The organism is Streptomyces sp. DSM 116793, from assembly GCF_057320905.1.
Genome location: NZ_CM170494.1, coordinates 904,542 through 920,958 on the forward strand (window position 1 = coordinate 904,542; position 16,417 = coordinate 920,958).

Consider the following 16,417-nt stretch of genomic DNA (forward strand, 5'->3'; position numbering starts at 1 on the left):
ACCGGGAGCACGGTGACGGCGCGACCCGGGATCCGCACAGGCGGTCCCGGGGTCCCGCGCCGGCGCCGTGCCGAAGCACCACAAGCGTGGGGAGACACCACCATGACCACCCTGCAGAGCGTCCCCGCCCCCGACGGGGCCCGGCCGGCGGCCGGGCCCCGGGCGGCGCGGGGCATGGACAGCCGCGCCGAGACCCGGGAGCGGCTGTCCCGCGCGACCTACGACCTCCTGGTGATCGGCGGCGGGATCCTGGGGATCTCGACCGCCTGGCACGCCGCCCAGTCCGGGCTGCGGGTGGCCCTGGTGGACGCCGGGGACTTCGCCTCGGCCACCTCGTCGGCCTCCTCGAAGCTGCTGCACGGCGGGCTGCGGTACCTGCAGACGGGCGCGGTGCGGCTGGTGGCGGAGAACCACTTCGAACGCCGTGCGGTCGCCCGCCAGGTGGCGCCCCACCTGTCCAACCCGCTCCGCTTCTACCTGCCCGTCTACCGGGGCGGCCCGCACGGCGCGGCCAAGCTGGGCGCGGGTGTCCTCGCCTACTCGGCGCTGTCCGCGTTCGGCGACGGCATAGGCCACCTGCTCAGCCCCGCCAAGGCCCGCCAGGACGTGCCGGAGCTGCGCACGGAGAACCTCAGGGCCGTGGCCGTGTACGGCGACGACCAGATGAACGACGCCCGGATGGCCCTGATGACGGTCCGCGCGGCGGTGGACGCCGGGGCGGTGGTGCTGAACCACGCCGAGGTGACGGGGCTGCGCTTCACGCTGGGCCGGGTCACGGGCGCGGACCTCAGGGACCGCAGGGACGGCACCGAGTTCGGGGTGAACGCCCGCCTGGTGCTCAACGCGACCGGGCCCTGGGTCGACCACCTGCGGCGCATGGAGGACCCGGGCGCCGAGCCGTCCATACGGCTGTCGAAGGGCGCCCACCTGGTCCTCAAGCGCACCTCGCCCTGGCGGGCGGCGCTGGCCACGCCCATCGACAAGTACCGCATCACCTTCGCGCTGCCCTGGGAGGACATGCTCCTGCTGGGCACCACGGACGAGGCGTACGAGGGGGATCCGGCGGATGTCTCGGTCACCGCGCGGGACGTCACGCAGATCCTGGACGAGGCGTCTTGGTCGCTGCGCGACCGGCAGCTCTCGCGCGATCTGATCACCTACTCCTTCGCCGGCCTGCGGGTGCTGCCCGGCGGTCCCGGGGATACCGCCAAGGCGAAGCGGGAGACGGTCGTCACCGAGGGCAGGGGCGGCATGCTGTCCGTGGCGGGCGGCAAGTGGACGACCTTCCGGCACATCGGCCGTACCGTGATGGCCAAGCTCCAGGCGCTGCCGGGCAGTCCGTTGGGCGAGGACTTCGAGCCGGTGGCGCGGCTGCCGAGGCGGATGCCGCTGCCCGGTGTGGCGAGCCCTCGCGCGGTGGCCCACCGGCTGCTGGTGGAGCACCCGGTGCCGGGCCGTCAGATGGCGCCGGACACGGCCCGGCACCTGGCCACGCACTACGGCTCGCTCGCCTTCGGCATCGCCCGTCTCGCCGACGAGCATCCCGAACTGGCCGAGCGCATCCATCCGGAGGCCCCGGAGATCTGGGCGCAGGTCGTCTGGGCCCGGGACCACGAGTGGGCCGAGACCGTCGAGGACGTGCTGCGCCGGCGGACCACCCTCACGATCCGGGGGCTGGACGACGAGCGGGTGCGGGCCGGGGTGCAGCGCCTGCTCGACCGCGCCTGAGCCGGGGGCACCCCGGCGCCTCCGGCCCCGCCCCCCACCGGCCGGCGGCGCGGCCACGGCCCCGGTCTGCCCCCTCGGGCCGGTGATCGGGGCGCAGCCCCGTCTTGCAGGGGCGCGGGGAACCGCGCGCGCAACCCACCACCGGCCGGTGGCCCGGGACGCGACGGAGACAGCCTCCCTCGGACGGTGCCGAACCGACCGCCTCGTCGTGGCTCGTCGCGCGGTTCCGCGTGCCCCTGTCAGGGCGCTCACGCGCCTCCGCCCCCGCACGGGGCACGGCGAACGCGCCGGTCACGCCGTCGTGTCGGCCTCCGGCGCGGGGCGCCGGCCGGGCCCCGGTGCGGGGCGGCGGTTCCTTCGGGGGCGGCGGCCGGGGGCTCGTACCACCCGCATAATGTGCTCAGACATCGGATGTCTAACCGGGAGGGCGGGGCCATGGCTGTCACCGACGAGGCGATCGAGAAGATCAAGGGAATGATCGTCTCCGGCGCGCTGCGCCCCGGCGACCGGCTGCCGAAGGAGAGCGAGCTGGCGGCGGACCTGGGCCTGTCCCGCAACTCCCTGCGGGAGGCGGTGCGCGCCCTGTCGCTGATCCGGATCCTTGACGTACGGCAGGGCGACGGCACCTACGTCACCAGCCTGGACCCGCAGGTGCTGCTGGAGGCGCTGAGCTTCGTGGTGGACTTCCACCGCGACGACACGGTCCTCGAGTTCCTCGCGGTGCGCCGCATCCTGGAGCCGGCCGCGACGGCGATGGCCGCCTCCCGGATCAGCAACGCCCAGTTGGACGCGCTGACGCTCCAACTGGACGCGCTGGGCGCGGCACCCTCGGTGGAGGAACTGGTCGCGTGCGACCTGGAGTTCCACCGCGGCATCGTGCAGACGTCCGGGAACTCCGTGCTGTGCTCGCTGCTGGACGGCCTCTCGGGGCCGACGACCCGGGCCAGGATCTGGCGCGGCCTGACGCAGGAGGACGCGGTCAGCCGCACGCTGCACGAGCACCGCGCGATCCTCGCGGCGCTGCGCGACCGGGACGCGGAGGCGGCCCGCTCATGGGCGACGGTGCACATCGCGAGCGTCGAGCAGTGGCTGCGTTCCACACTCTGATCACGCTGGTCGCGGCGGCGCGCAGGCTGACGCACTCCGACCCGGCTCGGCCCGGCGGCTCCGATCAGCCCTGACGCACGGCGGGTCCCGGCGTGAGCACGGAACGCGACAGGGCGGCTCCACGCACCCGGCCACCTGCGCGGCGGGGCCGTGCCACGGGTGCGGCGAGCGCCCGCGCATGGACGCGGCAGCAGCAGTTTACGCGATCACCGACAGGGCGATGATCACTTCACTCACCCGCGCAAAGGGGCTGCGGAGGGGCCCCGCCGGGGCCGTAAGGTTGGGACGTACGGGAGGTACGTCGGAAGGAGGCACTGGGTGATCGAGCTCGAAGGGATTCCCGAGCTGGTCGACCCGGTCATGGTGGCAGCGTTCGAGGGCTGGAACGATGCGGGCGACGCCGCCTCCACCGCGGTCGCGCACCTGGAGCGGGAGTGGAAGGGCGAGGTGTTCGCGGCGCTGGACGCCGAGGACTACTACGACTTCCAGGTCAACCGCCCCACGGTGTGGCTGGACGGCGGGATCCGCAAGATCACCTGGCCGACGACCCGGCTCTCGGTGGTCAGGGTGGGCGGCGAGAAGCCGCGCGACCTGGTGCTGGTCCGGGGCATCGAGCCGTCCATGCGCTGGCGCTCGTTCTGCAACGAGCTGCTGGGCTTCGCGCACGAGCTGGGCGTGGAGCTGGTGGTGGTGCTGGGCGCACTGCTCGGCGACACCCCGCACACCCGACCCGTCCCCGTCAGCGGCATCACCTCTGACCCGGACCTGGCCCGCACCATGAACCTGGAGGAGACGAAGTACGAGGGGCCCACGGGCATCGTCGGCATCCTCCAGGAGGCCTGCACGCATGCCGGGGTGCCCGCCGTGAGCCTGTGGGCGGCCGTGCCCCACTATGTCTCGCAGCCGCCGAACCCGAAGGCCACCCTGGCACTGCTCAACCGCCTGGAGGACCTGATCGATCTGCGCATCCCGCTGGGCGAGCTGCCCGAGGACGCGCGGGCGTGGCAGCTGGGCGTGGACCAGCTCGCCGCCGAGGACAGCGAGGTCGCGGAGTACGTGCAGACGCTGGAGGAGGCGCGGGACACCGCGGACCTCCCCGAGGCGTCCGGCGAAGCCATCGCCCGCGAGTTCGAACGCTATCTGCGCCGGCGGGACGGCAGCGGTCCGGGTGGCGCCGCGGGCGGCCACGCGACGGAGGGCGGCGACTCCTCGTTCCTGCGCGACAACCCGAGCGGCCGCACGCGGCCGCCTCGGCGGCCGAGGCGGGACGAGGACGAGGGCGAGGACTCCTCCGAGGAGTAGCGCCCCGTCCGGGGCGCGGGGACCCGAGACCCACGGTGCCCGTCAGGGGCGCGGGGGTCGGCCCGCCCAGCCCACCTCCGGCCGGCGGCCCCGCGGCGACGGAAACGGCCCCCTCGGGACGGTGTCCACCCGACCGCCCCGTCGAGGCCGGTCGTGCGGTTCCCCGCGCCCCTGAGGAAGCCCGGGGCACAGCCCCGCCCTGAAGGGGCGCGCGGAACTCCGCGACCGACCCACCACCGGCCGGTCGTTCCGAACGCGGCAGACACGGCCCCTCGGAAACAGACACAGCCCCTCGGGACAGCGACGACCCGACCGCCTCGGCGAGGCTGAGCGCGCCCACGCGGCGGAGCCGCACCAGGTGACAGCCCCGCCCCCGTGCTCGCCGGCCGGGGCCGGTGGGTTACAGGGCGATGCCCAGGAGAGCGTCCGCCGTGCGGGAGACGACGCCGGGGGCGCCGGGGTCCGTTCCGCCCTGGGCGTGTTGAAGCGCCGCCCAGCGGTCGATGGCGGCGAGCGCGGCGGGGGCGTCCAGGTCGTGCGCCAGGGCCTCGCGGACCTCCTCCACGAGGCCGAGCGCGGGCGGCCCGTCGGGGCGGGAGACCGCGGAACGCCACCGCTCCAGCCGGGCCACCGCCGTGTCGAGCACCTCGCTCGTCCACTCCCAGTCGGACCGGTAGTGGTGGGCCAGCAGCGCGAGCCGGATCGCGGCGGGGTCCACGCCGTCCCGGCGGAGCTGGGAGACGAAGACCAGGTTCCCCTTGGACTTGGACATCTTCTCGCCGTCGAGCGCCACCATCCCGGCGTGCACGTAGGCCTTGGCGAAGGGGAACTCACCGGTGAGCGTCTGGGCGTGCGAGGCGCCCATCTCGTGGTGCGGGAAGGCGAGGTCGGAGCCGCCGCCCTGGACGTCGAAGCCCATGCCCAGGTGGTCCAGCGCGATCGCCACGCACTCGATGTGCCAGCCGGGCCTGCCGGGGCCCAGCGAGCCGCCGTCCCAGCTCGGCTCGCCCTCCCTGGCGGCCCGCCACAGCAGCGGATCCAGCGGGTTCTTCTTGCCGGGCCGCTCGGGGTCGCCGCCCCGCTCGGCACAGAGCAGCCGCATGGCGGCGGCGTCCAGGTGCGAGACGGCGCCGAAGTGCGCGTCCGCGGCGACGGAGAAGTAGATGTCGCCCTCCAGCTCGTACGCGGCGCCGGCATCCCGCAGCCGCTCCACGAGCGGGACGATGCCGGGTATGGCCTCCACCGCGCCGATGAAGTGCCGCGGGGGCAGCATCCGCAGGGCCGTCATGTCCTCGCGGAACAGGGCGGTCTCGCGCTCGGCGAGGCCCTCCCACTCGATGCCGTCGCGGATCGCGCGCTCCAGCAGGGGGTCGTCGACATCGGTGACGTTCTGGACGTAGTGGACCTGCCGCTGGGTGTCGAGCCACACGCGCTGCACGAGGTCGAACGCGTTGTAGGTCGCCGCGTGACCCAGATGGGTCGCGTCGTACGGGGTGATCCCGCAGACGTAGATGCGGGCGACGGGACCGGGGTCGAGGGTGAGGAGGCCGCCGGTCGCAGTGTCGTGGATCCGTAGGTCGCGGCCTCTGCCGGGCAGGGCGGGGACCTCAGAAGCAGGCCAGGCATGCATGTCATGAGCCTAACCGGACGAGGGCTCCACCTACGAACCGGACCAGGACAGATGGCCGGGAAGGCCCTCTTGCACTCCCCCGCCGTGTGTGCGTGTGGGCCGCCCGCCCAGGTCGGGCCGGTTCCGTCGCCCGACCGCCGGGGCGTGGCCGCGGTGGCTCATGGCGCCGTGCCTACACCGGGGGCCACGGGATGGCCGGCCACTCGCCGGACGGGGCGGGGTGCAGGCCCGAGTCGAGCAGCGCGGCCACCCTGCTCCGGGTGGCCGCCAGCTCCGCGGCGGTGATCAGCTCGGCGAGCCGGGTCGCGAGCGGCGCCCCGTCGGCCAGCGCCTTCGACAGCCCGGCGAGCGCGGTCAGGGCCTCCTCGGGCAGGGGCTCCCCCGCCCACCCCCACAGGAGGGTGCGCAGCTTGTCATCGGCGTTGAAGGTGACGCCGTGGTCGATGCCGTACAGCCGCTCCTCCGCGGCCGGCAGCAGGTGCCCGCCCTTGCGGTCGGCGTTGTTGATCACGGCGTCGAGCACGGCGAGCCGACGCAGCCGGGGGTCGTCGGCGTGCACCAGCAGTGCCGTGCGGCCCTCGGCGACCTCGGCGAGCCCGATGGCCTTCCAGCCGGGCTCCGGCTCCTCCCCGTCGACGAGAGCGAGGAGCTCGGGCGCGGCGTCCGGCGGCAGTGTCTCGATCCACAGCTGGCACATGCCCTCGCCGTAAGGACCGTCGCGCAGCACGGTCGGCGGCACCAGCTCCCAGCCGAGCGCCTCGGAGACCTCGTACGCGGCCACCTCGCGCTGCGCCAGGGTGCCGTCGGGGAAGTCCCAGAGCGGCCGCTCGCCGGCGACGGGCTTGTAGACGCACTCCGCGCGCTCGCCCTCGTACTCGACGGTGCAGAACAGCACCGCGTTCGACGCCTCCCGGATCCTCCCGCGCACCGTCAGCTCGCCGTGCGCGAGCAGATCGGCCGCGGTCACGCTCCGCGGCGGTATCCGTTCTGGCGCGGACATACGTGTCCCTCCGGGTCGAGCGGCAGGCTGCAGAGCGGGCAGGGCGGGCGTCCGGCGTTGACGACTTCCAGGGCGCGCTTGGCGAAGGCCCTGGCCTGGGCGCCGCTGAGCCGTACGCGCAGCATCGGCGGGCCGTTCTCCTCGTCCTGCAGCAGCCGTTCCTCGGCCGCGGCGAGGTCGTCCTCGGAGTCGGCGTCCAGTTCGACCAGGGCCTGGGCCTCCACGATCATGCGCTGCTCGTCGCCGTCCCACGCCAGGGCCATGGTGCCCACGCGGAACTCCTCCTCCACGGGGGTGTCGAGCGGGGCGGTGTCGGCGATCTCGGCAGGGGCGACGGCCGGTACGGAGGCACTGCCGCCGCTGCGCCGTACGACCTCGTCGAGAAGCTCATCCATCCGCTCGGCGAGCGCTGCCACCTGGGTCTTCTCCAGGGCGACGCTGGTCACCCTGGTACCGGCGGAGGCCTGGAGGAAGAAGGTGCGGCGCCCGGGCAGCCCGACCGTGCCGGCCACGAAACGTTCCGGTGGGTCGTAGAGGAACACCTGACGGGACACGTCCTGTCTCCATATGGGATCGACTGTAGTTATCGGCTGCTGGGTCTGACGCCGGTCTGTTGCCGGTCTGTCTGGTGGGTCGTCGGGTCGGGGGCAGGGTGGCCGCGCCGGGCGCGCGCCCGGTGCGATCGCTTCACCCTACTGCTGCGAACGATCACGGTGTGCCCGCACCGCCCCCGACCGTCGCGTCGCCCTCCGCGGCCCGCGCTTCTCCCTTGCCGTCCGCGGCGGTGTCACGCGGCACCACCGAGCCGAGGTCGCCGGTGTCGCCGAGGCGGAGCAGGAAGGGGCGCAGGCGGGTGTAGCGCACGACGGTGACCGAGCAGGGGTCCACGGAGATCCGCTGGAAGAGGTCGAGGTGCAGTCCGAGGGCCTCGGCGACGAGGGACTTGATGACGTCGCCGTGCGAGCACATCACGTACACCGCGTCGGGGCCGTGCTCGCGCTCGACGCGGGCGTTCCACTCGCGCACCGCCTCCGCGGCGCGGGACGCCATGGCGCGCAGGGACTCCCCGCCGGGGAAGGCGGCGGCGGAGGGGTGCTGCTGGACGGTCTCCATGAGGGGCTCGTCCTTGAGCTCGGCCAGCTTGCGGCCCGACCAGTCGCCGTAGTCGCACTCGTTGAGCCGGTCGTCGGTGTGCAGGGCGAGGCCGGGGCGGGAGTCGAGCAGCGGCGCCAGGGTCTCCCGGCACCGCTGGAGGGGGCTGCTGACGGCCACGGCGAGCGGCAGCCCGGCGAGGCGTTCCGGCAGGGCGGCAGCCTGGCCGAGGCCGCGTTCGTCGAGTCCGACGCCGGGAGTGCGGCCGGCGAGCACACCGGTGGTGTTGGCGGTGGACCGGCCGTGCCGTAGGAGTATCAGCGTGGGCATGCCCGCCAGCCTAGAGCCTGACCGGCGGGTGCGGCGCCGCACGGCCGCCCCGGCGTACCCCTGGCGCGGGCGCGGGGCCGTTCCGGGTGTGCGCCTGCCGCCCTGCCGTTCCGGTGTGCCGGACGTGGGCGTCCACGTCCTCCGGCCGCCCGGGCGGCCGGGCGCCCGGGCGGCGGGTCGGCGTGCGGGTCAGTCGCCTCCGCCGGTGGCCTCCCCGGTGGACGCCGCGGTGGGCTCGCCGGTGCGTTCGACCACGGCGTGCAGGGCGCGGGTGTGGTCGACGTGCCGGACCGTGCCCGTGAGGCGGGTGCGGGCGGTCAGCCGGATGTCGGCACTGGACGCGCCGAGGCGCAGCTCCAGGTCGCCGGGCTCGACGCGGCGGCGGCCGTCGCGTCCGGTGAAGGACGTGACGTCGGCGGGGACGGCCACCTTGACCCGGGTGCTCTCCCCCGGCTCCAGGGCGACCTTGAGGTAGCCGACGAGGCGCTGCACGGGCTGCACCACGGACGCGACCGGGTCGTGCACGTAGACCTGTACGACCTCGGCACCCGCCCGCTCACCGGTGTTGGCGAGGGTGAAGGAGAGCCGCAGGGTGCCGTCGGTGGGCGCGGTCCCGTCCTCGACGGTGAGGCCGGACCAGCCGAAAGTGGTGTACGACAGGCCGTGGCCGAAGGGGAAGGCGGCCGTGGGGTCGATGTTGGAGACGTCGCTGGCACGGGCCAGCGGTGCGGCCAGGTAGGTCGCTGGCTGCCCCCCGGAGGAGGCCGGCACGCTCACCGGCAGCCGCCCGGACGGGTTGACCCGGCCGGAGAGCACGCCGGCGACGGCGGCGGGCCCCTCCTGGCCGGGGAAGAACGCCGTCACGATGGCGGCGGCCCGCTCGGCGGCGCCGCCGAGCGCGTAGGGCCGGCCGGAGAGCAGGGTGAGGACGACGGGGGTGCCGGTGTCGAGCAGCGCGTCCAGGAGCCGGCCCTGGACGCCGGGCAGTGCGAGGGACTCGGCGTCGCAGCCCTCGCCGCTGGTGCCGCGGCCGAAGAGACCGGCCCGGTCGCCGAGGGCGACGACGGCGACGTCGCTGTCCCGGGCGGCCTCGAGGGCCGCGGCGAAGCCGTCGGTACCGGGCCCGTCGACGGTGCACCCGGGGGCGACAACGATGTCCGCCTCGGGGAACTCCGCGGTCAGCGCGTCGTGCAGGGTGGGCAGGCCGATCCCGACGGGCACCTCGGGGTGCTGGCTGCCGACGTGCACGGGGAACGAGTAGCAGCCGAGCACCGCCGTCGGGGTGGTGGCCTGGGGCCCGATGAGAGCGATCCGGGCGGGCCGGCGAAGGGGCAGGGCGCCGTCGTTGCGCACCAGGACCACGGAGGCCTCGGCGAGGGCGCGGGCGCGCTCGCGGTTGCGGGCGCTGTCCAGGTCGACGGTGCCGCGCAGCCGCTCGGGGGCGTCCGGGGCCTCCGGGTCGGTGCCGGCCAGCGCGGCCGGCACCGGCGAGTAGTCGGCGTCCAGCAGTCCCAGCTCGGCCTTCTGCAGCAGTACCCGGCGCAGCGCACGGTCGACCAGGTCCTCGGCGACGTCACCGGCCTCGACGGCGGCGCGCAGCGGGGCACCGTAGGCGTTGACGGTGGGCAGTTCGACGTCGACCCCGGCGCTCAGCGCGGTGCCGGCGGCGTCGGACAGGTCGGCGGCGACGGCGTGCAGCTTCTGGAGGAAGGCGATGCCGAAGTAGTCGGCGACGACGGTGCCGGTGAAGCCCCAGGCGTCCCGGAGCAGCCCGGTGAGCAGTTCCTCGTCGGCGGCGGACGGCAGACCGTCGGTGTCGGTGTAGGCGTGCATGACGGAGCGCACGCCGCTTTCCCGCACCGCCATCTCGAACGGCGGCAGGATGACGTCGGCGCGTTCCCGCGGTCCCATGGAGACGGGGGCGAGGTTGCGTCCGGCGCGGGAGGCGGAGTAGCCGGCGAAGTGCTTGAGGGTGGCGACGATGCCCGCCGACTCCAGGCCCTGGATGTAGGCGGTGGCCATGGTGCCGACGAGGTAGGGGTCCTCGCCGATGGTCTCCTCGACGCGGCCCCAGCGGGCGTCGCGCACCACGTCGAGCACGGGCGCGAGGCCCTGGTGGACGCCGACGGAGCGCATGTCGTCGCCGATGGCCCGGGCGATGTCGTGGACGAGGGCGGGGTCGAAGGAGGCGCCCCAGGCGAGCGGCACGGGGTAGGTGGTGGCTCCCCAGGCTGCGAATCCGGCGAGGCACTCGTCATGGGCGAGCGCCGGGATGCCGAACCGGTTCGCCTCGATGATGCGCTTCTGGGTGCGCAGCAGTGAGAGCGCGCCGAGCGCGGGGTCGACGGGGGTGGTGCCGAACGGGCGGGTGAGCTGGCCGAGTCCGTGCGGCAGCAGCTCCTCCAGGGACGGCGGGACCTCCATGTCGTGCTGGTGCGGGGCGACTTCGGCGCCGTCCGCGGAGGCGCCCGCCCAGAGCCCGTAGAGCTGGGCGGTCTTCTCCTCCAGGGTCATGGTGGCGATCAGCTCGTCGACCCGGGCCAGGGCGGTGTCGGGGACGGGCGTCCTGCCGGGTGCGGGCCGGGTGCCGGTCGGGGCGGGGGCGGGCGCGGCGGGGCCGTCCGCCGCTGCTGCCTGCGGGTGCCCGGTGTCGTTGGCGGTCACGTTGGGGGTCACTTTCCTCCCACGCCCATCAGTCCCTGGATCAGGGCGCGGCGGGCGAAGAGATAGACGAGCAGGATGGGCACGGTGGACATCAGGACGGCGGCCAGCAGGCCGGGGACGTTCGTGCCGTACTGCGTACGGAAGTTGTACAGGCCGAGCGTGATCACCTTGCTGGACTCCGACTGGGTGAGCACCAGCGGGAAGAGGAAGCCGTTCCACGCCTGGAGCGCGGAGAAGACCACGATGGTCGACAGGCCGCCGCGGGACAGCGGTACCACCAGCTGGAAGAAGACCCGGTGGGTGGAGGCGCCGTCCACGGTCATCGCCTCGAACAGCTCGGGGGCGATCTCACGCATGCTGCCGGTGAGGATCAGGGCGCACACCGGCAGGCAGAAGGCCGCGGTGGGCAGGATGACGCCGATGAGGTTGTCGTAGAGGCCCAGCTGGCTCATCACGTAGAACATCGGCACGATCACGGCCTGGGCGGGCACGGCGAGGCCGAGCAGGAAGAGCCGGAAGACGCTCCGCGTGGAGCGGCGGCCGATGTTCCGCACGATGGCGAAGGCGAGTGGTGGCACGAGCAGCACCACGATCGCCACCACGCTGGCGGTGACGACCAGGGTGTTCAGGAAGTACCGGCCGAAGCCGTTCTGGAAGTCGGCGACGAAGTTGTCGAAGGTGAAGTGGGCGGGCCAGCTGAGCGGTCCCGCGGCGCTGAAGTCGCTCTGGGACTGGAAGGAGGCGCCCAGCATCACATAGACGGGGAGCCCGATCAGGACCAGCCAGCACAGGGAGGCCGCGCCCGCGAGGTAGTTGGGGCGCTGCCTCATGAGACGCCCTCCTGGGTGCCCGTCATCTTGTCGAAGCCGGAGACGCGGACCACGATCAGGGAGATCACGGTGGCGACGACGACGAGGAGCAGGGCGACGGCGGCGCCGGTGCCGTAGTCGAAGCCCTTGAAGGCCTTGTCGTACATGTAGTAGGCGCTGATGGTGGTGTCCGTGCCGGGGCCGCCCTGGGTGAGGATCAGCACGGTGTCGAAGGTGGTCAGGCCGCCGACGATCATCAGGATCATCGAGGTGATGATCGCGTTCCGCAGCTGGGGCAGGGTGACGTGGAAGAACTGCCGCACCCGGCCCGCGCCGTCGATGGCGGCGGCCTGGTACAGCACCTCGGGTATGGCGCGGGTGGCGCCCTGGTAGATGAGGGTGTGCAGGGGCGTGTACTGCCAGGCGCCGACGAAGACCAGCACGCCGATGGCGGTGCTCTGGTTGCCGAACAGGTTCCCGTCGCCGAAGAGCCACTTCATCTGCGAGGGCACGCCGAAGTTCGGGTCGAGCAGGGAGCGCCAGAGGATCGAGACGGCGGTGGCGGACAGCAGCAGCGGTATGAAGAAGATGGCCGAGAGGACGGCCCGGTTGCGCTGCGGCCCGGCCGCCCAGACGCCGAGCAGGATGCTCAGCGGGGTCTGGACGGCGACCCCGAGCGCGGTGAGCAGCACGCTCAGCCAGAGGCTCTTGATCATGACCGGGTCGTCGAAGAGCTTCTTCCAGTTGTCGAGTCCGTTGAACACCGGATCGCCGAGTCCGCTCCAGCTGGCGAAGGAGAGCACGGCGACGAGTATCAGCGGCACGATGGCGAACAGCAGGAAGAAGACGGTGGCGGGAAGCGCCCAGGCGATGCCCGGGCGCCCGGTCGTGGTGCTGACCGGGCGCCGTGTCCGCCGTCGCTGCCCATGCCGGGGGGATGCGGCGAGGGTGACCAAGGGAATGAGTCTCTCTCAGGTGGTGTCGGGGGCCGTGCGGGCGATCAGTCGGTCTTCAGGGCCTGCATGGCCTTGATGAACCCGTTCTGGTCGATGCTGCCGTTGAAGTACTGCTGGATGGCGTTCTGCAGCTGGGTGGAGTTGTCCTGGGTGTAGGCCTGGTCCCAGGAGAGCTGGAAGCTGGGGGCCTTGGCCACCAGGTCGTACTGGTACTGCAGGTAGGTGGCGTTGTTGGAGGTGCGCAGCGCCTGCCGGGTGTTGGTGGTGGTGGGCAGGTTGCCGATCTGCAGCTGGTCGTTGATGAAGTGGTCCGAGTACATGAACGCCAGGAACTTGGCGATGGCGTCCTTGTGCGGGGCCTTCTTCATCACCGAGTAGTAGTTGTTGGTGTTTCCGACGATGTCGTTCGGGTCGCCCTTGCCGCCGGAGACGGTCGGGAACGTGGTGTACTCGAGGCCGTCCTTGGCGAACTTGGGTGCGCTGTCCTGCTGCTGGGAGAAGTACCAGGACCCCATCAGCTCGAAGGCGGCCTTGCCCTTGTTGACCAGGGACACCGAGCCGCCGTCGGTGTACTTCACCGAGTCGAAGTTCTTGCCGAAGGCGCCCGAGTCGACCAGCTGCTTGATCGTTGTGAGGGCCTTCTTGCTGTCGGCGCTGGCCCAGACGTCCTTGTCGCCCGCGAGGGCCTTCTTCAGCAGGTCGGGGCCCGCGATGCGGTCGTAGAGGTACTCGAACCACATGAGCGTGGGCCATTTGTCGCCGCCGCCCAGGGCGATGGGCGTGACGCCCTTGGCCTTGAGCTTCGGGACGGCCGCCAGCAGGTCGTCCAGGGTCTTGGGCTGCTTCACGCCGGCCTCGGCGAGCACCGTCTTGTTGTCGAAGAGCAGCACGGGCTGGGTGCCGCGCATGGGGATGCCGTACGGCTTGCCGTCGACTTCGGCGGCGTTGAAGACCGAGGGCACGAACATGCTCTTCAGCTTCGGGTTCTGCTTGATCATGTCGTCCAGCGGCTGCAGCAGCCCCGCCTTGACGAACGGCCTGATGCTGCCGCCGCCCCAGTTGAAGAAGACGTCCGGCGCCTGCTTGGTGTTGATGATGGTCTGCAGCTTCGCCTGGTAGTCGGCGCCGGGGATGGTGTCGAGAACCGCCTTGACCTTCGAGGTCTTGTTGAACTCCGCGACGATGTCCCTCTCCACCTTGTTGCCGGTGTCTCCGTAGACCAGCACGTGGAAGGTGTTGGAGTCGCTCCCGGAATCCGAGTTGCCGCAGGCCGCCAGTGACAGCCCCATGACCATGGCCGTCGCGGCGGCGAGAGCGCGTGGGAGCCGTGCGGGTGCCTTCATCATCGTCGCCCTTCGAAAGTTTCGGCAGCTTCGCCGAAAGTCCATTGCCGAGCGACGGTATGACTGTGCCGCATAGTGGTCAACATATGGAGAAGGGCGCTACCAAACCGTTATCAGGACCCTCCTCTTGAGTCCGTGCCCTATCCTTCTCACCATGCGTGACGACGATGAGCCCGCCGGGCGCGTCACCCTGGCGCAGGTGGCGGCCAAAGCTGGCGTCTCCCTTTCGACAGTTTCGAAGGTCCTCAACGGCAGGCCGGACGTCTCCGCGCCCACCCGCGTGAAGATCGAAAGCCTGCTGGACGCCCATGGCTACCGGCGGTCCTCGGCGGCCGCCTCCGAGGCGCCGCTCATCGAGCTCGTCTTCCACGAGCTGGAGAGCACCTGGGCGATGGAACTCATCCGCGGCGTGGAGAACGTCGCCAAGTCGGCGGGCGCCAGCGTCGTGCTGACCGAGTCCGGCACCCGGCACGCACCGGGTCCCGAGTGGATCGACGGCGTGCTGCGCCGCCGGCCGCTCGGCGTGGTGCTGGTCTTCTCCACGCTCCCGGACGAGCTGAAGCACAAGCTCCGCTCGCGCGCCATCCCGTTCGCCATCGTCGACCCGGCCGGCGACCCGGAGCCCGACGTGCCGTCCGTGGGGTCCGCCAACTGGGCCGGGGGCCTCGCCGCCACCCGGCACCTGATCGAGCTGGGACACCGCAGGATCGCCATCATCTCCGGGCCCGAGGACATGCTCTGCTCGCTGGCCCGCGTCGACGGCTTCCGCTCGGCGATGAGCATGGCCGGCCTGGAGGTGGACCCCGAGCTCATCCGTTTCGGTGACTTCCACGTGCAGGGCGGCTTCCAGCACGCGGAGGCGCTGCTGGGCCACGCGAACCCGCCCACCGCGATCTTCTCGGGCAGCGACCTGCAGGGGCTCGGCGTGCTGGAGGCGGCGCGGGTGCGGGGCCTGCGGGTGCCCACGGACCTCTCCGTGGTGGGGTACGACGACATCCCCCTCGCGCGCTGGTCGAGCCCGGCGCTCACCACCGTCCACCAGCCGCTGCGCAGGATGGCGGAGACGGCGGCGCAGATGGTGCTCCAGCTGCGCCGGGGGGACACCACCGAGCCCCGGATCGAGCTGGGCACCGAGCTGGTGGTGCGGCACAGCACGGCCCGGGTCCCCGAGGAGTAGGGCCCGTCCCGGCACCGGAGGGGGTCTCGCCCACCGCCCGGTCCCTTGCGGTCCTGCTCCCGGGCCACCGGCCGGTGGCCCGGGAGCGACAGGAACAGCCCCCTTCGGCCGGTGGGGCCCGAAGGGTCGGACGGGAAGTGCGATGGACGGCACACGCCCGCGGAGGTGCATCCGCGGCCGATGCGGGGAAGAATGCCCGCCGTGATCGTGGACTGCGCCATCTACCAGGACGGGCGCCGCACCGAGGGCCCGTCCGACTTCTCCGATGCCCTGGCGCAGGCCCGTGCCCACGGGGAGGCCTTCGTCTGGATCGGGGTGCACGAACCCACCAAGGAGGAGTTCGAACACATCTCCGAGGAGTTCGGGCTCCACGTCCTCGCGGTGGAGGACGCGCTCAAGGCACACCAGCGGCCCAAGCTGGAGATCTACGACGACTCGCTGTTCGTGGTCCTCAAGCCGGTCGCCTACGACGCGCCCAACGACGAGGTCTCCTCCGGGGAGATCATGCTCTTCGTCGGCGACGCCTTCGTGGTGACCGTCCGGCACGGCGACATCTCCCCCCTCGCCGCGGTGCGCCGGCGCCTGGAGGCGGAGCCCGACATGCTGAAGCACGGCCCCACCGCCGTGCTGTACGCGGTCGCCGACGCCACCGTCGACCACTACCTGGACGTCGCGACGGAGCTCCAGGCCGACCTGGAGGAGCTGGAGACGGAGGTCTTCTCACCCGAGAGCGGCGCCACCAACTCCACCGCGTCCCGCATCTACCGGTTCAAGCGGCAGGTCCTGGAGTTCCGCAGGGCCACGGGCCCACTGGCCGTGCCGGTGGCCCGGCTGTCCGGCTCCGGGGCCTACTCGTCGACCGTGCCGTTCGTGGCCCCCACGGCGCAGCCCTTCTTCCGCGACGTCAGCGACCACCTCACGCGGGTCAACGAGTCCGTGGACAGCCTGGACCGGCTGGTGTCCGACATCCTCTCGGCGCACCTGGCGCAGATGAGCGTGCGGCAGAACGACGACATGCGGAAGATCTCGGCCTGGGCCGCCATGGTGGCCGTCCCCACCCTGATCGCGGGCATCTACGGCATGAACTTCGTCCACATGCCGGAGCTGCACTGGAGGTGGGGCTACCCGGCCGTCATCGCCCTGATGGTCGTCCTGGAGATCCTCCTCTTCCGGCTCTTCAAACGCCGCGGCTGGCTCTAGCGGAGCTGTGCGGGGCGCGGGGCCGTGCGGGGCGCGGGGGCCTATGGGGCGTGTGGGGGGCCTATGAGGCGTGTGGGCG

At 72.5% G+C, this 16,417-nt stretch carries 13 protein-coding genes; 5 read left to right on the plus strand and 8 right to left on the minus strand.

Annotated features, from left to right (window positions below):
* Window positions 1–102: 102 nt before the first annotated feature.
* The 3 genes from ACSMXW_RS03920 (at window position 103) to ACSMXW_RS03930 (ending at window position 4,137) form a co-directional block, all read left to right on the plus strand.
* Window positions 103–1,728, plus strand: coding sequence for a glycerol-3-phosphate dehydrogenase/oxidase (locus ACSMXW_RS03920; RefSeq protein WP_485804068.1), 1,626 nt, complete (start codon window positions 103–105; stop codon window positions 1,726–1,728).
* Between the two features lie 435 nt (window positions 1,729–2,163).
* The gene (locus ACSMXW_RS03925) at window positions 2,164–2,835 is read left to right on the plus strand and encodes a FadR/GntR family transcriptional regulator (RefSeq protein ID WP_485804070.1); all 672 of its coding nucleotides are present in this window, start codon (window positions 2,164–2,166) and stop codon (window positions 2,833–2,835) included.
* 318 nt (window positions 2,836–3,153) lie between these two features.
* Entirely contained in the window at window positions 3,154–4,137 is a 984-nt protein-coding gene (locus ACSMXW_RS03930; RefSeq protein ID WP_485804072.1) for a PAC2 family protein, read from the plus strand.
* Window positions 4,138–4,537: 400 nt separating this feature from the next.
* Here the strand turns inward: ACSMXW_RS03930 and mshC are convergent, their stop codons facing one another.
* From mshC to ACSMXW_RS03970, 8 genes are all read right to left on the minus strand, one after another.
* Window positions 4,538–5,767 (minus strand): cysteine--1-D-myo-inosityl 2-amino-2-deoxy-alpha-D-glucopyranoside ligase, encoded by a 1,230-nt coding sequence (gene mshC, locus ACSMXW_RS03935; RefSeq protein WP_485804073.1) that lies wholly within the window; start codon window positions 5,765–5,767, stop codon window positions 4,538–4,540.
* A gap of 172 nt (window positions 5,768–5,939) precedes the next feature.
* Window positions 5,940–6,767 (minus strand): SCO1664 family protein, encoded by an 828-nt coding sequence (locus ACSMXW_RS03940; RefSeq protein WP_485804074.1) that lies wholly within the window; start codon window positions 6,765–6,767, stop codon window positions 5,940–5,942.
* On the minus strand, window positions 6,731–7,321 hold the full coding sequence (locus ACSMXW_RS03945; RefSeq protein ID WP_485804075.1) for a DUF3090 domain-containing protein: 591 nt from the start codon (window positions 7,319–7,321) through the stop codon (window positions 6,731–6,733). Before ACSMXW_RS03945 ends, ACSMXW_RS03940 begins: the two co-directional genes overlap by 37 nt.
* A gap of 154 nt (window positions 7,322–7,475) precedes the next feature.
* Window positions 7,476–8,189: a histidine phosphatase family protein gene (locus tag ACSMXW_RS03950; protein ID WP_485804076.1), complete on the minus strand. Its 714-nt coding sequence runs from the start codon at window positions 8,187–8,189 to the stop codon at window positions 7,476–7,478.
* Between the two features lie 189 nt (window positions 8,190–8,378).
* Window positions 8,379–10,703, minus strand: coding sequence for a beta-xylosidase/alpha-l-arabinosidase (locus ACSMXW_RS03955; RefSeq protein ID WP_485807782.1), 2,325 nt, complete (start codon window positions 10,701–10,703; stop codon window positions 8,379–8,381).
* Window positions 10,704–10,861: 158 nt separating this feature from the next.
* Window positions 10,862–11,683, minus strand: a complete 822-nt coding sequence (locus tag ACSMXW_RS03960) for a carbohydrate ABC transporter permease (protein ID WP_485804077.1) — start codon at window positions 11,681–11,683, stop codon at window positions 10,862–10,864.
* Complete coding sequence (locus ACSMXW_RS03965; RefSeq protein ID WP_485804078.1) at window positions 11,680–12,618, minus strand: carbohydrate ABC transporter permease; 939 nt, start codon at window positions 12,616–12,618, stop codon at window positions 11,680–11,682. The genes ACSMXW_RS03960 and ACSMXW_RS03965 overlap by 4 nt, the downstream gene beginning before the upstream one ends.
* A 44-nt stretch (window positions 12,619–12,662) precedes the next feature.
* The gene (locus ACSMXW_RS03970; protein ID WP_485807784.1) at window positions 12,663–13,961 is read right to left on the minus strand and encodes an ABC transporter substrate-binding protein; all 1,299 of its coding nucleotides are present in this window, start codon (window positions 13,959–13,961) and stop codon (window positions 12,663–12,665) included.
* Window positions 13,962–14,103: 142 nt separating this feature from the next.
* Here ACSMXW_RS03970 and ACSMXW_RS03975 point away from each other — a divergent pair, with 142 nt between their 5' ends.
* Both ACSMXW_RS03975 and corA read left to right on the plus strand, forming a co-directional pair.
* On the plus strand, window positions 14,104–15,138 hold the full coding sequence (locus tag ACSMXW_RS03975) for a LacI family DNA-binding transcriptional regulator (protein ID WP_485807786.1): 1,035 nt from the start codon (window positions 14,104–14,106) through the stop codon (window positions 15,136–15,138).
* A 201-nt stretch (window positions 15,139–15,339) separates the two neighbouring features.
* Window positions 15,340–16,338, plus strand: coding sequence for a magnesium/cobalt transporter CorA (gene corA / locus ACSMXW_RS03980; RefSeq protein ID WP_485807788.1), 999 nt, complete (start codon window positions 15,340–15,342; stop codon window positions 16,336–16,338).
* Window positions 16,339–16,417: the final 79 nt, after the last annotated feature.

Bases quoted from the DNA above. Each gene is read 5' to 3' on its own strand.
- ACSMXW_RS03920 (WP_485804068.1), top strand. From the start codon at position 103: ATGACCACCCTGCAGAGCGTCCCCGCCCCCGACGGGGCCCGGCCGGCG.
- ACSMXW_RS03925 (WP_485804070.1), top strand. From the start codon at position 2,164: ATGGCTGTCACCGACGAGGCGATCGAGAAGATCAAGGGAATGATCGTC.
- mshC (WP_485804073.1), bottom strand. From the start codon at position 5,767: ATGCATGCCTGGCCTGCTTCTGAGGTCCCCGCCCTGCCCGGCAGAGGC.
- ACSMXW_RS03940 (WP_485804074.1), bottom strand. From the start codon at position 6,767: ATGTCCGCGCCAGAACGGATACCGCCGCGGAGCGTGACCGCGGCCGAT.
- ACSMXW_RS03950 (WP_485804076.1), bottom strand. From the start codon at position 8,189: ATGCCCACGCTGATACTCCTACGGCACGGCCGGTCCACCGCCAACACC.
- ACSMXW_RS03955 (WP_485807782.1), bottom strand. From the start codon at position 10,703: ATGACCCTGGAGGAGAAGACCGCCCAGCTCTACGGGCTCTGGGCGGGC.
- ACSMXW_RS03960 (WP_485804077.1), bottom strand. From the start codon at position 11,683: ATGAGGCAGCGCCCCAACTACCTCGCGGGCGCGGCCTCCCTGTGCTGG.
- ACSMXW_RS03970 (WP_485807784.1), bottom strand. From the start codon at position 13,961: ATGAAGGCACCCGCACGGCTCCCACGCGCTCTCGCCGCCGCGACGGCC.